This is a genomic window from Bradyrhizobium sp. RDI18, assembly GCF_043203335.1.
Lineage (GTDB): Bacteria > Pseudomonadota > Alphaproteobacteria > Rhizobiales > Xanthobacteraceae > Bradyrhizobium > Bradyrhizobium retamae.
In genome coordinates this window covers 1,772,040-1,789,328 of the sequence record NZ_JBICRN010000008.1, presented here as the reverse complement: position 1 = coordinate 1,789,328, position 17,289 = coordinate 1,772,040, and the positions used below count along the sequence as shown (strand labels likewise).

Below are 17,289 nucleotides of genomic sequence, written 5' to 3'. Positions count from 1 at the left end.
GTCAGCATCGGCGCGCCCTTGAACGGGGGGTGCGCAGGCTCTCTTCGTCCATCGCAACGACGACTGCGGGCGAAGCGACCGGATCCTGCTTACGGCCGAACACCTCCCAGCGCAGAGCGGTGAGGATATCGAGCGAGAGCCCGCGGATCGGCCGGGCCGCAGGCGAAACCGAGGCGGCCGCGCAAACCAGCGCGATGGCGGCGATCACAAGCCTGTCGCGCGTGCTGCGTCTTATTCTCAAGCTGGATAGTCCGGCACGCCTATTGCAGCCGCAGCAGCCGGCCAACGATCGGTGTTGCGCCGGGCTTGGCTTGCTCATCAACCCGGAACACGATCTGCGATGACTTGAACGAAGCGGCGTAGAGGCCGCCGGGAGCCAGCGCGACATTCTCGCTGGCGAAATCGACGAACCGTCCCTTGAGCTGGGTGCCGCCGAGACTAATCTCCTGACGCTCGCCCGCCGCGTCGAGGCGCCGGATGATAAGCTTGCCGCGCCCCTTGGCTTCCACCAGCGGCGAGGCGCCGTAAAGCGTGAGCTGCGGCTGCGGCAGGGAAGCCGCCTTGTTGCTGTCGACGCTTCGCAGCACTGTGGCGGCGACGCCACTGGTTTCGCGCGTGGTCACGTTGGCCTGGTTGGCATCGCAATTCGTTTTCTCGGCTTTGACCTCGGCGAGGTGAACGGCGCTCTCCTCGGTGCCGACGACAACGGTGCCGGTGCCGCTGATCGTCTCGCGCCGGCACGACTTCAGGTAGCTCAGAATGACAGAGCCGCCGTCACCGATCTTGATCACAGCCTTGGGCGTCACATAGTCCATGAATTCCGCACCGGTGACCTTGCCCTGAACGTCCTCGACCACCGCGGCCGGCAGAATCTGCGGCCGCCGGAGAAGCCAGCGCCAGCAGGCCGAGACAAACAGCAATCGAACGTTTCATTCTAAGACCCCATAAAAAAGCGCAGGTTCGTTAGTCGCGCCAGCGCCCGAATGGTTTCATGGATAGATCAAAATATCTGGCAGGTAGGCCAGCGGAACCGACCGATATCACCTAACGGCCGCCGAGGACAGCCATCGGGGCGCAGTGCAGGGCATTCCAACCCTCTCACGTGATGCTGTCGGGATTGTGATTTCCGCGGGTTTCCTGCCCTTGTGTACCAACAGCGCTGTCGCAGTCTCGGGGCGCAGATTGGGAGTGAACGGCATGGATTCTCGTTTGATGGCAACGCGTCCCATGCGTCTGGCCGCCGCTATTCTGGTCCTGTGTTGCGCGACGGGCGTACGCGCCGAGGAGGCGAGTTCGCCGACTTCGCAGCAGCCCGCCGCAGCGACGCCGTCGCCGTCTCCGTCGGGCCAGAAGGGCGAAGCAGGGCGGGGTCCCGCCGCGACGCCAGCCGAACAACATCGCCTGCCGCCGGATTCCACCACCCGGCAGACGCTGACGCTGCCCGGCCGCACGCTCAACTTCACCGCCACCGCCGGCTCGATCCGGCTGTTCGACGACAAGCGCGAGCCGCAGGCCGATATCGCCTATACCTCCTACCAGTTCGACGGCTCCGATCGCGCAGGCCGGCCGGTGACGTTTCTGTTCAACGGCGGCCCGGGCGCGTCCTCCGCCTGGCTGCAGTTCGGCGACGCCGGACCCTGGCGCATATCGATCACGGGGGAGGGCGCAGTGTCGTCGGCGACACCCGATTTGCTGCCCAACGCCGAGACCTGGCTCGACTTTACCGATCTCGTATTCATCGATCCCGTCGGCACCGGATATAGCCGTTTCGTCGCGACCGGCGAGGACACGCGCAAGCGATTCTACTCCATCGACGGCGACGTCAGCGCCATCGCACTCGTGATCCGGCGCTGGCTGGAAAAGAATGATCGTCTGCTCTCGCCGAAATTCGTGACCGGCGAAAGTTATGGCGGCATCCGTGGACCAAAAATCGTTCGCAACCTGCAGACCCAGCAGGGCGTCGGCGTCCGCGGGCTGATCCTGGTCTCACCCTTGTTCGACTATCGCGATTTTTCCGGCTCGAGCCTGTTGCAGTATATGAACACACTGCCAAGCATGGCGGCGGTGGCGCGCGAAGCCAAGGGACCGGTGACGCGCGCCGATCTCGCTGACGTCGAGCGCTACGCGCAAGGCGAGTTTGTGACCGATCTCGTCAAGGGACAGGCAGATAAGGAGGCAGCGACGCGGCTTGCTGACAAAGTGGCCGCGCTGACCGGCATCGATCAAGCGGTGAGCCGCAGGCTCGGAGGGCGTTTCGAGGTCGGCGAGTTCCGCAGGGAATTCGACCGCCGCAACGGCCGTGTGACGGGACGTTACGACGGCTCGGTCTCAGGCTTCGATCCCTATCCGGATTCGAACCACGCGCATTTCGGCGATCCTTCCGGCGATTCCCTGACGGCGCCGTTGACGAGCGCGGCCGTCGACCTCACCACGCGTAAACTCAACTGGCGTCCCGATGGCTCGTATCACCTGCTTAACTCAGCCGTGTACAGGGCCTGGGATTTCGGTCGCGGTCCGGCCGAGTCGGTTTCGGAGCTTCGCCAGATTCTCGCGCTCGACCCGAAAATGAAATTGCTGGTCGGTCACGGGCTGTTCGATCTCGCCACACCCTATTTTGCCTCGAAGGTAATTCTCGATCAGTTGCCGGCCTATGCGCGATCGGACCGGGTCAAACTCGTCGTCTATCCCGGCGGCCACATGTTCTATTCGCGCGACGCCGCGCGCCAGGCATTCCGCGCGGAAGTTGAGAAGGTGATGAAGTAAATTCGGAAACAACAAAAAGCCGGCGCAGTCTTTGCAACTGCTCCGGCTTCTTCTTCGTCATTGCGAGCGAAGCGAAGCAATCCATATCGCGGCATAACGGATAGATGGATTGCTTCGTCGCTACGCTCCTCGCAATGACGGGGAGAGAGCGATGCCTCAGTACACCAATCCCGTGCCCGGCGGCTTTTCGAGCGCGGTGGCGAGCGAGCGATATTCCTCGCTTGAGGTGCCGGTGAGCTGCGCGATCCGGTTCAGGTGATATTGCGCCTGATCGCGGTTGCCCTGTTCGACCTGCCACAGGCCGTAATACTGCCAGGTCTTGACGTGGTTCGGATCGGCCTTCAGCGCGCGCTCGTACCAGATCTGCGAGACCTTGTAGTCGCCGAGCTTGCGATAGGAATAGCCGATCAGATTGGCGACGGCGGCGGTGTCGTCACGGCCGAGCGCCTTCAACTGCTCGATCGCCGACGCATAGTCGTGGCGCTCGTAGATCGCGGCGTAAGCAGCGCGATAGCCGTCGACGAATGCGGTTTGTTCAATGGCCGGGCGGGCTTCGCTGGATTTCTTTTTCTTCTTCGGCGGCGGAGGCGGCTCGCTGTCGGGATTTGCGTAGACGGCGGTGACGACAGGAGCTGCCGCGAGCGTAAGCGACAACATTGCGAGCGTCAAAAGCTTGATCGCTAGTTTGTTCATGCATCTCTCCTGATGGCGGGTTCCACAATCCTACACCGAAGGCCGTTGAAGTGAACACCCGGCAGTTGAGAACATTCCCGCCATCCGCCTTCGATTCTTCCGATTGTGGATTCTGCTGATTTGGCGGCCGCAGTTCGCGTTCAAAAGATGGCGAACCTGCCATGGAGATGAACGAAGTCCGCACGTTCGATTCAGGACGGGTTCACTGCGCCGTGCCTAACGTCGCACGCACGATCGGCGAGCCCGGCCATTCGGACCGGAGAACCCGCAGGTCCCCATGGAAGAGGAGACAGCCATGCTCAAGACCTTTTCTGCAGCGCTCGTTGCCGTGTCCGTTCTAGCCGCGCCCGTGTTTGCCGGCACTGCGGGCAAGACCGCGCAAGCTCCTGTGAACAAGAGTACGCAGGCCCCGGTCACCAAGGCCGAGCAGGAAAAATCGAAGGCGCTGAACGCCAAACACAATCGACATCATAGCCACAAGAAGCAGGTCGGCCTCTCAAAGACGCCTGCCGTGGCCAAACCCGCCGCGCCGGCTGCCAAGCGCAGTTGAACCAGCGCGATCGAATCTGATCCGCCGGCGCGTTTCGCTTCCCCGCGTCGGCGGATATCGGACCAGCCCACGTGCCATTGCTTCCCCGATGGCCGTGGGCTGGTGCTGCTTCGATCTGTTCGAGACCAGTAACCGAGATGCGAATTCCATTTCGCCGCCGGGCAGTCTAAGAGACGGCCAACGGGGCGGGGGAAGCATTTCGCTTGCGAAGTTCAGTCAAAATTGCGGCGATGGTACTGTTGCTGCTCGCGCTGTCGGCCTGCGCCGCCAGCGACGAGAGCAAGCCGATCACGTTTACCGACGATCGCGGCGTCTCCAGCCAGCCTTTTCCGAAAAATTACCGCACGGAAGTGCTGGCGTTCCTGAAGACTTATCTCAACGATCCCGTCGGCGTACGCGGCGCCGTGATGGCCGAGCCGATCGAGCGCGTGGTCGGCGGGCGGCTGCGCTATGTCGTCTGTCTCCGGTTCAGCCCGCGCAGATCCGACGGCGGCTACCGCGAGCCGCGCGAACGCGCCATCCTTTTTGTCGACGGCCGGCTCGACCGCATCATCGAAAACGCCGCGGAGCCCTGTGCGGGGCTGGCCTACGCGCCATTTGCGGAACTGGAGAAACTGACGCGCTAGTTTCGCGCGCGTGCTGTGAGCCCCACACGAGAGTGTGATGCTTCGCGCCTATACATATCGTGTTCGATCATTTAACTCGCATGCGATTTAATCGTATGAGATATACAGCGGAGAAAGACATGTCCCATCCCATCTCGCCTGACCGCCGCCGCTTCCTCGGCACCGCGGCAGCTACCCTTGCGGCCGCACCGTTTGCCATGAGCGGGCCTCTGTTCGCACAGTCCGGCGACGCCGGGGCAGGCGCGGGCAGGCCGGGCGCCCACGCCTCGTTTGCCGCGCTGAAACAGATCGAAGCCGGCGTTCTCAGTATCGGTTACGCCGAAGCGGGGCCCGCCAATGGTCCCGTCGCCATCCTTCTGCACGGCTGGCCGTACGACATCTACGCCTTCGTCGACGTGGCTCCCGTGCTGGCATCGGCAGGCTTCCGGGTCATCGTGCCGTATCTGCGCGGCTACGGCACGACGCGCTTCCTCTCGGGCGATACGCCGCGAAACGGCCAGCAGGGCGCACTTGCCACCGACGTCATCGCGCTGATGGATGCGCTGAAGATCGAAAAAAGCGGTGGTGGCTGGCTTCGACTGGGGCGCCCGAACCGCCGGCATCGTCGCGGCGATCTGGCCGGAACGCGTCAAGGCGCTGGTTTCGGTCAGCGGCTACCTGATCGGCAGCCAGGAAGCCAACGCAAAACCGCTGCCGCCATCGGCCGAACTGCAGTGGTGGTACCAGTATTATTTTGTGACCGACCGCGGCCGGTTGGGCTACGAAAAACACCGGCGCGAATTTTCCAAGCTGATCTGGCAGCTTGCCTCGCCGAAATGGAATTTCGACGACGCGACCTTCGAACGCAGCGCGGCGTCCTTCGACAACCCGGATCACGTCGCCATCGTGATTCACAATTATCGCTGGCGACTTGGTCTCGCCCCGGGCGAGACCAAATTCGACGCGCTGGAAAGGCGACTGGCGAATTTCCGGTCATTACCGTGCCCACCATCACCCTCGAAGGCGACGCCAACGGGGCGCCGCATCCGGACCCGAAGGTTTACGCCAAGAAGTTTTCCGGCAGATACGCCCATCGTCTCATCACCGGCGGGATTGGCCACAATCTGCCGCAGGAGGCACCGCAGGCCTTTGCCGACGCCGTCGTCGAAGTGGCTCGCTCTTGAAGACGGACGGTCTTGCCGCCGGCAGTCGCGACTGCCGGCGCGGGCCGTCATCTGATGTCCCAGGGAAGGAACCATGAACGAAATCGGATCACTTTTCGGCGAGGGTTGAACCTTGCTTTAGTCATGCCAGACACCAGCTAAGCGGGGGAATCACTTCCTTAACCTCAGAAAAAGCCGGACGTGCGAGGGAACTAGAACGCTTTGTTGCTGTGCTGTCACAGTGGCGCGCCATCCGGTCGCGGGCGTTTGCCGCAAAGCAACCTAAATGAAGTCACGTTGTTTGGATTGGTATCCGCGACGTTCGTAACGGGGAAATGGAATGAAGAAGATACTGCTCGGGGCTGCCGCGCTGGCCGTCATGGCGGCTCCAGCCTTTGCGGCCGACATGCCGCCCCGGCCGTACACCAAGGCGCCTGCCTATACGGCGCCTCAAGTCGTCTATAACTGGACCGGGTTCTATATCGGCGGCCATGCCGGTGGCGCCTTCGCGGGTGACAACTCCCTGCAGGGCAGCGACGTCCGCTTCCTCGGCGGCGTGCAGGGTGGCTTCGACTACCAGTTCGCGCCGAACTGGGTGCTGGGCGCTGAAGCCCAGTATAGCTGGCTGCCCAGCAACAATAATAACGGCGTGCTGTTTCCGGGCGGGACGCTCGTGACCTCCAATACCGATCAGATCGGCTCGGTGACCGGCCGGCTCGGCTACACCTGGGGTCCGGCGCTGCTCTACGCCAAGGGCGGTTACGCCTGGCGTGACGGCAATAATCTCGGCGTATCGGTGGCCGGGGTGCCCACTGGCTTCACCACCAACGGCAACCACCAGGACGGTTACACCGTGGGCGGCGGCCTCGAATACATGTTCGCCCCGAACTGGTCGGCCAAGGCCGAGTACCAGTATTACAATTTCGGCGACACGACCTTCACGTCAGGTCCTGCCGATATCAGCGGCCGCACCTTCCGCAACGACGAGCATACGGCCAAGGTGGGCGTGAACTACCGGTTCGGCTGGGGTGGTCCCGCTGCTCCCAAATATTGATACCGACTTTGGTATCGAGACGCGCAAGGGCCGGCTTCACGCCGGCCTTTTTGCTTGGCGATGTCGAGGCTAGCGCGCGCCGGTAATTTTTTGGCAGGCGCGAAAAAATTTCGCGCTGCATGCAACTTTTCGTCACGATCCGATATTATGGTCCCGGCCGGCTGGTGGGACGACGAACATGCGTGCTTTTGCGTTAGGGCTGATCTTTTCCGCAGCGGCGTATCCGTGCCTTGCTCAAACTGTCCTGAAATCCGAACCGTTTATCCTTGCTCCCTATGAAGTCGCCTTCGTGCAGGATCCCTCGTGCGGGGCCGGCAAGGTGCGCAAGGTAACCGGTGCGATCAGGGGACTGCAGCGGCGCAAGGCCTGTGTCACCCTTGCTTCGGAACAGGCATCGCTGGTCTCGGCGACGCCGTAGGATCCGACTTTCCGTCCCGGATATCGTCCCGGCGAATGGGACCCATTCGCCGAGGCCTGTCGTGTGTCGGCCGCTTGCCGGCCGACCTACGACGCGAGCTGCAATTCCGTCTGCGCGTCGCGCTCGGCGTCGGCCTTGTTGCGGGCGGGGTCTTCGTGCGGCTCAAGCTGGCAGGGCTTGATCTCGTAGTCATGGTCCAGCACCGGACGGGGACCCGTGTTGTCTCGCCCGGCGATGACGTCGACGACGAGACCACTCTTCTGGGCGATCTTCCAGACGTCGGCGGCGGTTGGATAGGCCTTGCTGAGCTTGGCATCGTTTGAGAACAGCGCGTAGGGCATTGTTAGCTCCGGTAAAAACGGTCAACGCGGAAGCGGGGGCCGGGTTTCAGGCTTGGCTGCCATGCGGCCATTCCACAGGCTGTTTCGGGAGCAAATTGGCTCGCTTCGGCCCATTTTCGTGGAGTCTCTGAGTCTTTAACGAGCCGTAAATTCCCGAAAAAAGAATCCCCGAGACTCGGTCGCCAGAATCGCCGGATGTTTCCGGCCATGAGAAAGAGCCTCCAGACCTCCTGCGAGCGTGTCCAACTCACGCTGACCGTTTGCCTGCTGGCTGCCTGCGCCGCCAACATGGCGCTGGTCTATGCCTGGCTCTGAGATCGAGACGATCGGCCGATTCCCACACAGGATGACAACATAGGGGTTCGTGTCGCGGACGCGATGCGTCACGAGGTGACGCTTCGCAGAGCCGGGACCCATCGCAGACTGGAGCCGGATCAGCAACGGATCAGCAACGCACCACAGCGCCTGTGCTCGGGCCGCGCGGAGCGCGGACCCGAGTGCAAGTGCGGCGCGTGCGCAGTATCCGGGGACCGGGCGGGCGCGGGCTACTTCGCCGGCGGCTCGCCTTCGCGGAGCGCAGCGTGCACCTTTGCCATGGTCGCGGTGCAATAGGCCTCGCGCTCGCGGTTGAACCGCTCCTGATGGGCACGGAAATTCGCGACCCGCGCTTTGATCTCGGACTGGATCTCGTCCCGCAGGTCAGGACGCGCGAGAGGGGCCAGCCTCGCTATTTCCCTCGACGCTTCCTTTGGCGCCTGGGCAATAGGCATCGTCTCCGCCAGCAGGGCCTGGATGTCAGAAGCCTGGATGTCAGAAAGCGGCGCGGCCGCACGGGTGGGCTCGGATGCCTGGACGGAGAGGACGGTGACCGACGTCGTGACCGTCTTCTCGGCCTCCGGCGGCTTGCCGGTCACCGATTGAACAAACGCCATCGTCTGCGCGATCAGGAGATCGCGTTCCCTCATCCATTTCATGAAACACCTCGGGCCAAGTCATTCCACCAAACGGCTTTTGTGGAATCAAGCGGGCGGGGAGGTCGCTGGGGATAACTGCCGCTCTTTTGCGCGCGAGGTGACAAAACGGTGACAGTTCGTGAATGCCAGCGCGCACATGGCGCGGGGCGCATCGGGTGATGGTATTCGCAACCGTGGTCGCGCGAAGCGGAGCGCCTATCGTTCGCGGGGATTGGTGTTCGGGACAAAGGGCGCGCCGATCATGCGCACTGGCGGCTGGTCGCCGACATAGATGATCCGCTGGTCGGCTGCCGGCGAACGCTCGACGCCAGCGGTTGTCCGGTGGGCGAACCGGACCGGCTTGTCGTCGAAGCCAAGCAGCGTAGCGCCACCTGCAATCGCCACGCTGAAACACGCGACGATCGCGAGCAGCACCATGTTGCAGTTTTCTTCGCGAATTCTCATGCCGGGAGAACGCGAGAGGTGGGGGTTGGTTTCCCCGATCAGCCTGAGAGTGAGTTTCCGATCCCACAACCGCGGGTGGCGCATCGGCCAGGACGTTGAACTACCATCTCGTCCGGGCCAGAAGCCGCGCCGATAATGGGCCAAGTGGTTTTCAGCACCGTAGAACTACGGGAATCGCCTGAAAAAACAGCACGTTGCCCCATAGAGGGGCCAACAAGCACTTTCCCCTAGTTCCCGCCCGGTGCAATACATTTTCCGAGATGCCTCTCAGGCGATGGCCCTACAGCCCGGCAATTGAGGCTGGGAGCCGTTCGGTGGGCTAACCATATCCGCGGCATGGGACGTTTGGAGGGCTTGCAGGATGTCGACCTCACGATTTAAGTTACAATCTATAACTAATTTAATCAGTTGAGGTTCACAGGTTTGCTTCCGGCATGAAGATTCATTTTGGTCCGGCGGGTTGGGTTCAATGGCCAGACAGCGAAGAGTTCTCCATCGAGTTCATGAGGCTGCTCGGCCTGGCTCAGGAAGGGGGCTCGCTGATCTCTGAATGCTTCCTCGTCGCAAGTCGGATTGACCCGAAGGACGGCGGCGATTCCGGTATCGGGAATGGCTGAGGATGGCTGATATCAGCAACGAGCGCGCCAACGCTGCCTTCGAGCGCGGTCATGTGCTGACCGCACAAAGCAACTGGCTCCGCGCCATCAATTACTATCAGGCATCAGCGTTCGATTTCGACGCTGCCGACGCGAAACAGCAAGGCGTGCTCAGAACCATGCGGGCCTGCGCCCGCCGCTACATTGCGCATCTCACTCCCGCCGGCGAGGTCGTCGAGATTCCCTGGCAGGAAGATTATCCGCTGGAAGGCTATTTTTTGCCTGCCCCGGCCGCTTCGCATCGAGCGCCTGTCGTGGTGTGCATGGGCGATCCCGGGCATCGAAAGGAAGAATATCTCTTCAAGGTGGCGCGCTACGCCCGCGACAGGGGGCTGTCGCTGCTGGCCGTGGATCTCCTTGGATCCGGCACCGGTGCCAAATTCGATGAGGTGGTGGGCCGTCCCGATCTCGAAATGTCGGTAAGCTGCGTGATGGATTACCTCACGACGAGGGGCGATATCGACGAAAACAGGGTAGCGATTCTCGGCGACGGTCCGGGATCGTCGTTTGTGGCGCGTGGCGTCGCTCTCGACAATCGCTTCGCCGCCGCGGTTTGTGACGGCGGAATCTGGGATATGCACGAGCGCGCCTTCTTGATGGACCGCCTCTCGCTGGGTTCCGGGTGCAAAGGAAGCGAAGGCGGCTGGCCGCGCCGAAAATTTCGCTGCCCGGTCCTGATCACCATGGGTGAGCAGGGCTGGCTCGAAAGCAATCATGTGACCGGTCTGTTCGAACGACTCAAGGCCAGCCAGCCCGACATTTCACTAAGAATTTTCGATAGCTCTGAAACTGCTGCCGCGCATGGGCATCGCGATAATCCCACGCTCGCCAACGAGTTCATTTTTGATTGGATGGCCGATCGCCTTGAGTCGGTACCGGCCTAGCTCGTTACCGTGAGGCACGTTCATATGCCCATCGCTATCTTCAGGCTCGCCTTCTCAAGACGGCCCTTCAGGGTCGCGAGTTTGCCGGTGAGCTCCCTGAGTTCACGGTCGCTGAATTCCGCGAAGACGAAATTGTTGAGCGCCTCCTGCTCGGAGGCCAGGTTTGCAATCTGCTTATAAGTCTTGTCCGTCAAGGACATCTGCACGACTCTTGCATCGTCTGCCGACGTCTTGCGACGCATGAAACCCTTTTTCTCCAGCATTTTCGACTGAGTCGTGACGAACGACGGGTCCACGTGAAGCATCTTTGAGACGACCTTCACTGGGACGCCCTCACCTTGATCCAGATCGGCCAAAGCCATCAGGATCATCCACTGCGGGCCGCTGATGCCGAGGGCTTTTGCCCAGAAGTAACGGATCTCCTGGAGGTGCACGTTGATGGCGGCGATCTCCCAGGCGAGTTGCCGGGCGATGTCCTGATTCGTGCCGCCGAGATCACTTGGCCCACCGCGGCTCGACGAGTCCGATCCCTTCCGGAGTTCCTGTGCCATGGCTTCTCTCATCCCGAGTCAGCGTTCACTAACTTAACTGATTTACCTAACAAAATCATCCGAGTGGACGCCTTTCTGGCGGTTCCCTGAACACGATTTTGCGAGCAGTCGGTGTTGCTATGGCGACACAGTCGAACAGGATAGAGATAGCTGAGTTCATAAACTATTTTGATTACGTAAGTTGCACATGCATAGTTCTGAGGACGGCCGAGGGGGGTCCTGGGTCGTCCCGTTGCAGGTGGTTCGCTTAAGTCCCTCGCGTTCATGCGGGTGTGTCCGAAGACGCGAAACGACTGAGCGGTTTTTCAAAGGCGAGGGCGGATCTTTCCTGGGGGAACAGCCACAGGTCCGTCCTCGTCCTGGCAGAGCAACTTGGAGGTTTAACATGACTATGATCAAGAGCCTTGTTCTCGGCTCAGCGGCGGGTCTCATCGCCGTTAGTGGAGCACAGGCCGCCGATCTTCCCGTCAAGGCCAAAGCGGTCGAGTACGTGAAGATCTGCTCCCTGTACGGCGCTGGCTTCTACTACATCCCCGGCACCGACACCTGCATGAAGATTGGTGGTTACCTGCGCGTCGACACCACGTTCAACGGCGGCATCTTCGATCAGCCGGCGTGGAACGGCAATCTTGGTCAGCAGAATCGCTTGCGCGATTACTATGCTGCCCGTTCGCGTTTGGCGCTCAGCGTAGATACGCGCACTGCCACTCAGTACGGCGTCGTTCGTACCTTCGGTCAGGCCAACTTTAATCTGAACTCGTCTACCGGCGAAGGTCCGGGTGTGGCTGGCACGCAGACCCTTGGCGTGGACTTGGTGTTCATCCAGTTCGCTGGATTCACCTTCGGTAAGTCTGCTTCGGCCTACGCGACGCCTTGGCACGGTTATCCGGGCAACAACTCCTCGTTCCTGCTTGGCGGCCATGACGACGTCGTCGGCACGAACAACATCCAGTACACCGCGCAGTTCGGTAACGGCGTGTCCGGCACCATCGGTCTGGACGACCCGTACTACGGCCGCACTCAGCTCCTGAACTTGGGTTTTGTGGGCGCTGGCACTACGAACAATCCGGCCACCCTCATCACGGCAGGTTCGAACGCTTACAGCGGTGCGCGTGCTCCGGACATCGTCGGCAATATCCGCGTCGACCAGGCATGGGGTCTGTTCCAGATTTCGGCCGCGGCGCATGAAGTCACTGGTTCCTACAACCTCCTGACCGCCGGTGCTGCGAACAACAACTCGGAAATCTTCGGCCACCCCGATTCCAAGTGGGGCGGTTCGGTGATGGCTGCGTTGCAGCTCAAGAACCTGCCCACCGGCCCCGGCGACGACATCAAGGTTGACGTCTCCTATGCCAAGGGTAACACGAAGAACGTGCTCAACACCGCGCCGAGCTTCGCGATGTTTGGCGGCGCAAGCCGTGCGGACGCTTACCAGAGCGTCGGCTTCGGCCAGACTGCCGACGGTGTCTTCCTGCCCGTTGCGTTTGGCGGCACCGGCGACATCAAGCTGGTTGAAGCGTTCGGTATTCGTGGTGCATTCAACCACAACTGGGATCCGTACTGGTCGACCAGCCTGTTCGGCTCCTACTCTGCGATTCGTTATGGTGGCAGCAACACCGACCTGACCACGGCGAAGGGTCAGTGGTGTGCCAACTACGTCGCTAACAAGACGGCGCCGAGCGCAGACTTCTCCTGCAACCCCGACTTCAACGTCTCGCAGCTCGGTTTGATCACCCGTTGGACCCCCGTTGCGAACCTGACGTTCTCGATGGAAGCAATGTGGTTCCACCTCGACCAGAACATGACCGGCACTATTAATAACCCCGTGGGCGTGGTGGCTCCGAAGCCGATTACTCGGTACGAGTACAAGGATCAGGACGCCGTTTCGCTCAACGTTCGCGTTCAGCGCAACTTCTGATCCTGAGCTGAACTATCGCAATAACCCCCGGCAGTTTCACTGCCGGGGGTCTCTTTTTGGAAAGCTCGGCCAGGACACCGTTCTCAAACTCCACCCGATTCTAAAAAGGTCAGGCGTTGAGCAACCTAGGTCTGTTACAGAACGCATTCGCCACAAACAACTTGCGTACGATTTGCAAGGCGATCGATGACGAAATATCGAGGCAGTCGAGCATCACGGAATTTTGTCAACTCGCGAAGGTGAACCGGACCACGCTTTTTCGCGCCTTTCGTCGCCGGCAGGGAACAGGGCTGGAGACGATGATAAGAGTGCTCGAAGTGTTGGGATTTCGCCTTGCTGTGACAGCTAAGGGGCAAGTCCATGGGAAGCCAATAGCTGACGTTTCGGCACCCAAAGGAGACGCTCTTGAGAGGGCTTGTCCTGACCCTGAAGTAGCCCGCAAGCTTACCGAGGCGCTCAACAGCGCGAAAGTACGTCCCGTCATCCGAGTGTTCGCTGAGGTGTTGCGGAAGCAAGACAACATCGCCGGCTTATCGAAAAAGACAATCAGGTGCCGCGAAACATTTTATAGAGCCTTTGTTTATCCCCGCGTGCCTCGGTTCAGCACCGCCCTGACTCTCTTGGATGCACTGGGATTCACTTTTACTATATGCAGGGTACCCCGCTACGAGCGTCACCCTAAGCCTTCAACCCTGTTTGGTGACGACAGTGCGAACCATGCCGAAACTGCTGTCGATCGCGCGCCAATTTCTCAGCGCCAGCGATTGGCACACACAAACGTTCTCATTGCATCCGAGCGACAACGCTCCAACAGACGCCTGTCGCACCGCTTGAAGGGCACATCGGGCATCAAGGCTTCGCTGTGAAGCCTTGATGCCTCGCACACCATCGAAAATTAAGCGAAGGCCCTCCGCCGAACGCGCACCGACTTATGTTGTAAAAATAACTATTGTAATTATATGATTTAATCATGTATTCTCATCAGGCGTAGCCGCCGAATAGGTTGGCGGCGTCTCATGGAGAAGCGCACCAGCATCTTCAGAAATACCTCCGAAACCTCTGGCCATGCCCGGCCAGAGGTTTTTCGGCCTCTTGAGGGCTGTTTCTGATTGCGCCCGGTGCATGCAGATTCGGATGGCACCAATGGCCAAGACGGCGCGTCGCTCTCAATACGCCAGCACGGCTCAGCTTGAAAAATTCTTGAATCAGGCGTTTCAAACCACCGATAGCCGTCAGGTTTGCCTGGCTCTCGGTGAAGCAGTCCGGGCCCAAAATGTCGCGGCAATCGCTATCGCATCAGGAATAGAGCGGGCGCACCTCTACGGGGCTTTTGCATCGGAGAGGGGGCCGCGACTTTCCACAGTGACGAAGGTGATTACGGCACTACGCCTGAGGCTGGTTACAGTGCAGCCGTCCGCATCCACGCTCGAAAGATATGGTTCTCAACAGCCAGTGCATGGCCATCTACGTTACAGCACTCCGGCGGGAGTTGCCGAGCTGTTGAATCCTGCCCTTGCAACATCCAATCTTCGTGCCATTTGTTCTACCTTTGGGGAGATCATCCGAGCCCAGGAGAATGTTGCTGAGTTCGCGCGGCGAATACAGATTGGCCGAACACGTCTCTACCGCTCGTTCATGGGCGATCGTTCTCCCGAATTTACGACTGTCCTGACGATTCTCCGGGGCGTTCGGATTGCAGCTACGCGTAGAGCGGGTAAGCAAACGGAAAGCGTCGCTTGATCCCTATTCAACGCGGAGCCTTGGGAAATCGGCAGAGTTTGGGAAATCGGCAGAAATGGTGTTCCCCCAACAGCTTCCCGTGGAATTCCCAGCAATGGTCGAGGCCTGAACGGGTCTTGGCTCGGTCGAACGGTTTCGTCCGCCTGACGCTCTTAAGTGGTGCCGGTTGAGAGGATTGAACTCCCGACCTTCGGTTTACAAAACCGCTGCTCTACCGCTGAGCTAAACCGGCAGATCGAAGCGATCGGTGCGCGGCGAAAATACCCGCCGCAGAGGGCCGATCTTCGGCGGCTCGAATAGCAGACTTGGTCGCAAAGGGCCAGAACCTCAAGAACCGCTCAGCGCACCCGGAATATGAAAAAGGCGGGCCTTTCGGCCGCCCTTTCGCGCTCAGTTCCGCTTGCTCACTGGCAGAGATGCCTGCGGCTGTCCTCGCCGCGGAACCAAGTGCCGGGGATACGGACAAAACTCTTGCGGCGGGCATAGGCTTCGCCGGCCGATCCTACGGCAGCACGCTGCACGGCTTCACCAATCCCGCTACCGATGGTTCGATGATGCGCGCCGCGTTATACAACGAGCAGGCCGACCGCCGCTCCTGGGCCTCGATGATCAGTCTGTTCGATGAAGTCTTGACCTGACAAAGTCTTCCAACTGGTATTTGATGAACTAATACAGAGAGCAGGGGGCGTATGTTCGGAATTCTGGGGCTGGGGTTTTTGCTGGGCATGCAGCATGCGCTCGAGGCCGACCATATCGCCGCCGTCTCCAGCATCGCCGCGCGCCGAAGCCATGTGGCCGATATCGTCAAGCACGGGCTGACCTGGGGGCTCGGCCATACGCTTACCTTGTTCGTCTTTGCCGGCGCCGCCATTCTGCTTGGCCGCGCGATCCCGGACGGCGTTGCCCGGCCGCTCGAGACCGCCGTCGGCCTCATGCTGATCGGCCTCGGGGCGCATGTGCTGTGGCGGCTGTGGCGCGACCGGGTGCATTTTCATCAACACGGTCATGGCGACGGCACGGTGCATTTCCACGCCCATAGCCATGCCGGCGAAATCACGCCGCACGCCCGCGCCGCTCACATCCACGAACACGGTTTCCGCTGGCGGACCCTGCTGGTCGGCCTGATGCACGGCATGGCGGGCTCGGCCGCACTTGTGGTGCTCGCGGTCACGCAGGCCTCCAGCCCCGCCGTCGGGCTCGGCTATATCGCATTGTTCGGCGTCGGCTCGATGATCGGCATGGGCGCGCTGTCGACGGCGATCGCGGTGCCGCTTGCGGTCTCCGCGCGCTGGCTCACCTGGGCCAATCGCAGCTTGCAAGGGGCGGTCGGCCTTGCCACCGTCGCGATCGGAATTATGACGGTGGTCGAGACGGTGCTGGCCTGACGCGGCATCGTCTCAGCGTTAGAGGCCAGTGAACAATTATCCGGTGAACAATTATAAGGTGTTTGGAGGAAATTGAATGAAGCGCCGAGATTTTCTGGCCGGAAGCGCCGCGTGTTCGCTGGCGGCGATAACGGGCAAGGCATTCGCGCAGGCCGGGCCGCTGACCAAAATTATCTTCCCGTTTGCGGCCGGCGGCAGTGGCGACCTGCTGTGCCGCCAACTGGCGCAATACCTGCCCGCGCTCCTTGACCGCAGTTTCATCGTCGAGAACCGCACCGGCGGCGACGGACTGATCGGCATTCGGGCGGTGAAGGGCGCAAACCCTGACGGCGCCACGATCCTGATGACGACGGGCCCGACCATGTACCTGCTGCCCATGGTGGAGAACGAGCCGAGCTTCGACGCCGCCAAGGATTTTGTGCCGGTCTCGCAGCTTACCCGCTTCGAATTCGCCGTCGTCGCGAGCCCTGCGATCGGAGTCAAGGACTTCAAGGAATTGGCAGCCTGGCTGAAGGCGAATCCCTCCAAGGCGACGTATGGCACTCCGGGCAGCGGCAACATCCCGCATTTCACTGGATGGCAGCTCGAACAGGCGCTGGGCCTGTCGATGACCAAGGTCCCGTATCGCGGATCGGCGCTGATGGTGAACGATCTGATTGCGGGTCACATCCCGTTTGGCATCACGACGGTTTCCGACACGATCACACAGCACCGCGCTGGCGGTTTGCGGATCGTCGCCGTCGCCAGCGAGACCCGTTCTTCGTTCTTGCCAGACACCCCGACTCTGAAAGAGAGCGGCGTCAATCTGGTGGCGGATGGCTGGTACGGCATGTGGCTGCCGGCCGGCAGCTCGCCAGAGTTTGCGAAAAAGCTGAGCACGGCCGTTGCCGAGGTGCTTGCGAAATCCGAGGTGAAGGAAAAGCTGCTCGCGGTCATGTTGATTCCGGTCGGCTCCACGCCGGAGCAGTTGACGCAAAGGCTCGCGGCCGATCGCGCATTCTGGCAGCCGATCGTGAAGGCCACGGGCTACAAGATCACGAACTAGTACCCGGCTCGCACCGACGAAAAATGGCCCCTTGAAGGGGCCATTTTCACTTGTCGATGTCTTAGTAGTAGTAGTCCCAGTAGCCGGTGCGAAGGCCGAAAGTCT

General features: G+C 60.9%; 20 protein-coding genes, 1 tRNA gene and 1 pseudogene. 14 read left to right on the top strand and 8 right to left on the bottom strand.

Going from position 1 to position 17,289, the window contains the following annotated elements; translation table 11 throughout:
- Window position 1 precedes the first annotated feature (1 nt).
- Together ACFXS9_RS17725 and ACFXS9_RS17720 are read right to left on the bottom strand one after the other, a co-directional pair.
- Window positions 2-208, bottom strand: a complete 207-nt coding sequence (locus tag ACFXS9_RS17725) for a hypothetical protein (protein ID WP_392690721.1) — start codon at window positions 206-208, stop codon at window positions 2-4.
- Window positions 209-260: 52 nt separating this feature from the next.
- Window positions 261-920, bottom strand: a complete 660-nt coding sequence (locus ACFXS9_RS17720) for a hypothetical protein (RefSeq protein WP_392690719.1) — start codon at window positions 918-920, stop codon at window positions 261-263.
- Between the two features lie 292 nt (window positions 921-1,212).
- Between ACFXS9_RS17720 and ACFXS9_RS17715 the strand changes: the two genes are divergently transcribed.
- Window positions 1,213-2,763, top strand: coding sequence for a S10 family peptidase (locus ACFXS9_RS17715; RefSeq protein ID WP_392690717.1), 1,551 nt, complete (start codon window positions 1,213-1,215; stop codon window positions 2,761-2,763).
- Between the two features lie 156 nt (window positions 2,764-2,919).
- Here the strand turns inward: ACFXS9_RS17715 and ACFXS9_RS17710 are convergent, their stop codons facing one another.
- Window positions 2,920-3,456 carry a tetratricopeptide repeat protein gene (locus tag ACFXS9_RS17710; RefSeq protein ID WP_392690715.1) on the bottom strand — a complete coding sequence of 179 codons (537 nt, stop codon included), beginning with the start codon at window positions 3,454-3,456 and terminating at the stop codon, window positions 2,920-2,922.
- 295 nt (window positions 3,457-3,751) lie between these two features.
- On the opposite strand from ACFXS9_RS17710, the gene ACFXS9_RS17705 reads away from it, so the two are divergent.
- The 5 genes and pseudogenes from ACFXS9_RS17705 to ACFXS9_RS17685 all read left to right on the top strand — a co-directional run bounded on the left by ACFXS9_RS17705 (window position 3,752) and on the right by ACFXS9_RS17685 (window position 7,246).
- Entirely contained in the window at window positions 3,752-4,006 is a 255-nt protein-coding gene (locus tag ACFXS9_RS17705) for a His-rich protein BRANT (protein ID WP_392690714.1), read from the top strand.
- Between the two features lie 230 nt (window positions 4,007-4,236).
- Complete coding sequence (locus ACFXS9_RS17700; RefSeq protein WP_392690712.1) at window positions 4,237-4,632, top strand: hypothetical protein; 396 nt, start codon at window positions 4,237-4,239, stop codon at window positions 4,630-4,632.
- 119 nt (window positions 4,633-4,751) lie between these two features.
- A pseudogene (locus ACFXS9_RS17695) lies at window positions 4,752-5,795 on the top strand (alpha/beta fold hydrolase).
- Window positions 5,796-6,114: 319 nt separating this feature from the next.
- Entirely contained in the window at window positions 6,115-6,828 is a 714-nt protein-coding gene (locus tag ACFXS9_RS17690) for an outer membrane protein (RefSeq protein WP_392690711.1), read from the top strand.
- A gap of 178 nt (window positions 6,829-7,006) precedes the next feature.
- Window positions 7,007-7,246 carry a hypothetical protein gene (locus ACFXS9_RS17685; RefSeq protein WP_392690709.1) on the top strand — a complete coding sequence of 80 codons (240 nt, stop codon included), beginning with the start codon at window positions 7,007-7,009 and terminating at the stop codon, window positions 7,244-7,246.
- Window positions 7,247-7,332: 86 nt separating this feature from the next.
- Here ACFXS9_RS17685 and ACFXS9_RS17680 read toward each other — a convergent pair whose 3' ends face one another.
- From ACFXS9_RS17680 to ACFXS9_RS17670, 3 genes are all read right to left on the bottom strand, one after another.
- Complete coding sequence (locus ACFXS9_RS17680) at window positions 7,333-7,587, bottom strand: hypothetical protein (protein ID WP_334363432.1); 255 nt, start codon at window positions 7,585-7,587, stop codon at window positions 7,333-7,335.
- 545 nt (window positions 7,588-8,132) lie between these two features.
- Window positions 8,133-8,561, bottom strand: coding sequence for a hypothetical protein (locus ACFXS9_RS17675; RefSeq protein WP_392690708.1), 429 nt, complete (start codon window positions 8,559-8,561; stop codon window positions 8,133-8,135).
- A gap of 195 nt (window positions 8,562-8,756) precedes the next feature.
- On the bottom strand, window positions 8,757-8,978 hold the full coding sequence (locus ACFXS9_RS17670) for a hypothetical protein (protein WP_392690707.1): 222 nt from the start codon (window positions 8,976-8,978) through the stop codon (window positions 8,757-8,759).
- Between the two features lie 461 nt (window positions 8,979-9,439).
- On the opposite strand from ACFXS9_RS17670, the gene ACFXS9_RS17665 reads away from it, so the two are divergent.
- Window positions 9,440-9,622, top strand: a complete 183-nt coding sequence (locus ACFXS9_RS17665; RefSeq protein WP_392690705.1) for a hypothetical protein — start codon at window positions 9,440-9,442, stop codon at window positions 9,620-9,622.
- Between the two features lie 2 nt (window positions 9,623-9,624).
- The gene (locus tag ACFXS9_RS17660; RefSeq protein ID WP_392690704.1) at window positions 9,625-10,545 is read left to right on the top strand and encodes an alpha/beta hydrolase family protein; all 921 of its coding nucleotides are present in this window, start codon (window positions 9,625-9,627) and stop codon (window positions 10,543-10,545) included.
- Between the two features lie 20 nt (window positions 10,546-10,565).
- Here ACFXS9_RS17660 and ACFXS9_RS17655 read toward each other — a convergent pair whose 3' ends face one another.
- The gene (locus ACFXS9_RS17655) at window positions 10,566-11,096 is read right to left on the bottom strand and encodes a MarR family winged helix-turn-helix transcriptional regulator (protein WP_392690703.1); all 531 of its coding nucleotides are present in this window, start codon (window positions 11,094-11,096) and stop codon (window positions 10,566-10,568) included.
- A gap of 385 nt (window positions 11,097-11,481) precedes the next feature.
- Here ACFXS9_RS17655 and ACFXS9_RS17650 point away from each other — a divergent pair, with 385 nt between their 5' ends.
- The 3 genes from ACFXS9_RS17650 (at window position 11,482) to ACFXS9_RS17640 (ending at window position 14,754) form a co-directional block, all read left to right on the top strand.
- Window positions 11,482-13,014 carry a porin gene (locus ACFXS9_RS17650; protein WP_392690701.1) on the top strand — a complete coding sequence of 511 codons (1,533 nt, stop codon included), beginning with the start codon at window positions 11,482-11,484 and terminating at the stop codon, window positions 13,012-13,014.
- A gap of 116 nt (window positions 13,015-13,130) precedes the next feature.
- On the top strand, window positions 13,131-13,880 hold the full coding sequence (locus tag ACFXS9_RS17645; RefSeq protein ID WP_392690699.1) for a hypothetical protein: 750 nt from the start codon (window positions 13,131-13,133) through the stop codon (window positions 13,878-13,880).
- A 277-nt stretch (window positions 13,881-14,157) separates the two neighbouring features.
- On the top strand, window positions 14,158-14,754 hold the full coding sequence (locus tag ACFXS9_RS17640) for an addiction module antidote protein (protein WP_392690697.1): 597 nt from the start codon (window positions 14,158-14,160) through the stop codon (window positions 14,752-14,754).
- 157 nt (window positions 14,755-14,911) lie between these two features.
- On the opposite strand, the gene ACFXS9_RS17635 is transcribed toward ACFXS9_RS17640, so the two are convergent.
- A tRNA-Thr gene (locus ACFXS9_RS17635) sits at window positions 14,912-14,986 on the bottom strand.
- A gap of 73 nt (window positions 14,987-15,059) precedes the next feature.
- Here ACFXS9_RS17635 and ACFXS9_RS17630 point away from each other — a divergent pair.
- From ACFXS9_RS17630 to ACFXS9_RS17620, 3 genes are all read left to right on the top strand, one after another.
- Window positions 15,060-15,392, top strand: a complete 333-nt coding sequence (locus tag ACFXS9_RS17630) for a hypothetical protein (protein ID WP_392690695.1) — start codon at window positions 15,060-15,062, stop codon at window positions 15,390-15,392.
- A gap of 51 nt (window positions 15,393-15,443) precedes the next feature.
- Window positions 15,444-16,139 (top strand): urease accessory protein, encoded by a 696-nt coding sequence (locus ACFXS9_RS17625; RefSeq protein WP_392690694.1) that lies wholly within the window; start codon window positions 15,444-15,446, stop codon window positions 16,137-16,139.
- A gap of 76 nt (window positions 16,140-16,215) precedes the next feature.
- Window positions 16,216-17,184, top strand: coding sequence for a Bug family tripartite tricarboxylate transporter substrate binding protein (locus tag ACFXS9_RS17620; RefSeq protein ID WP_392690692.1), 969 nt, complete (start codon window positions 16,216-16,218; stop codon window positions 17,182-17,184).
- Window positions 17,185-17,289: the final 105 nt, after the last annotated feature.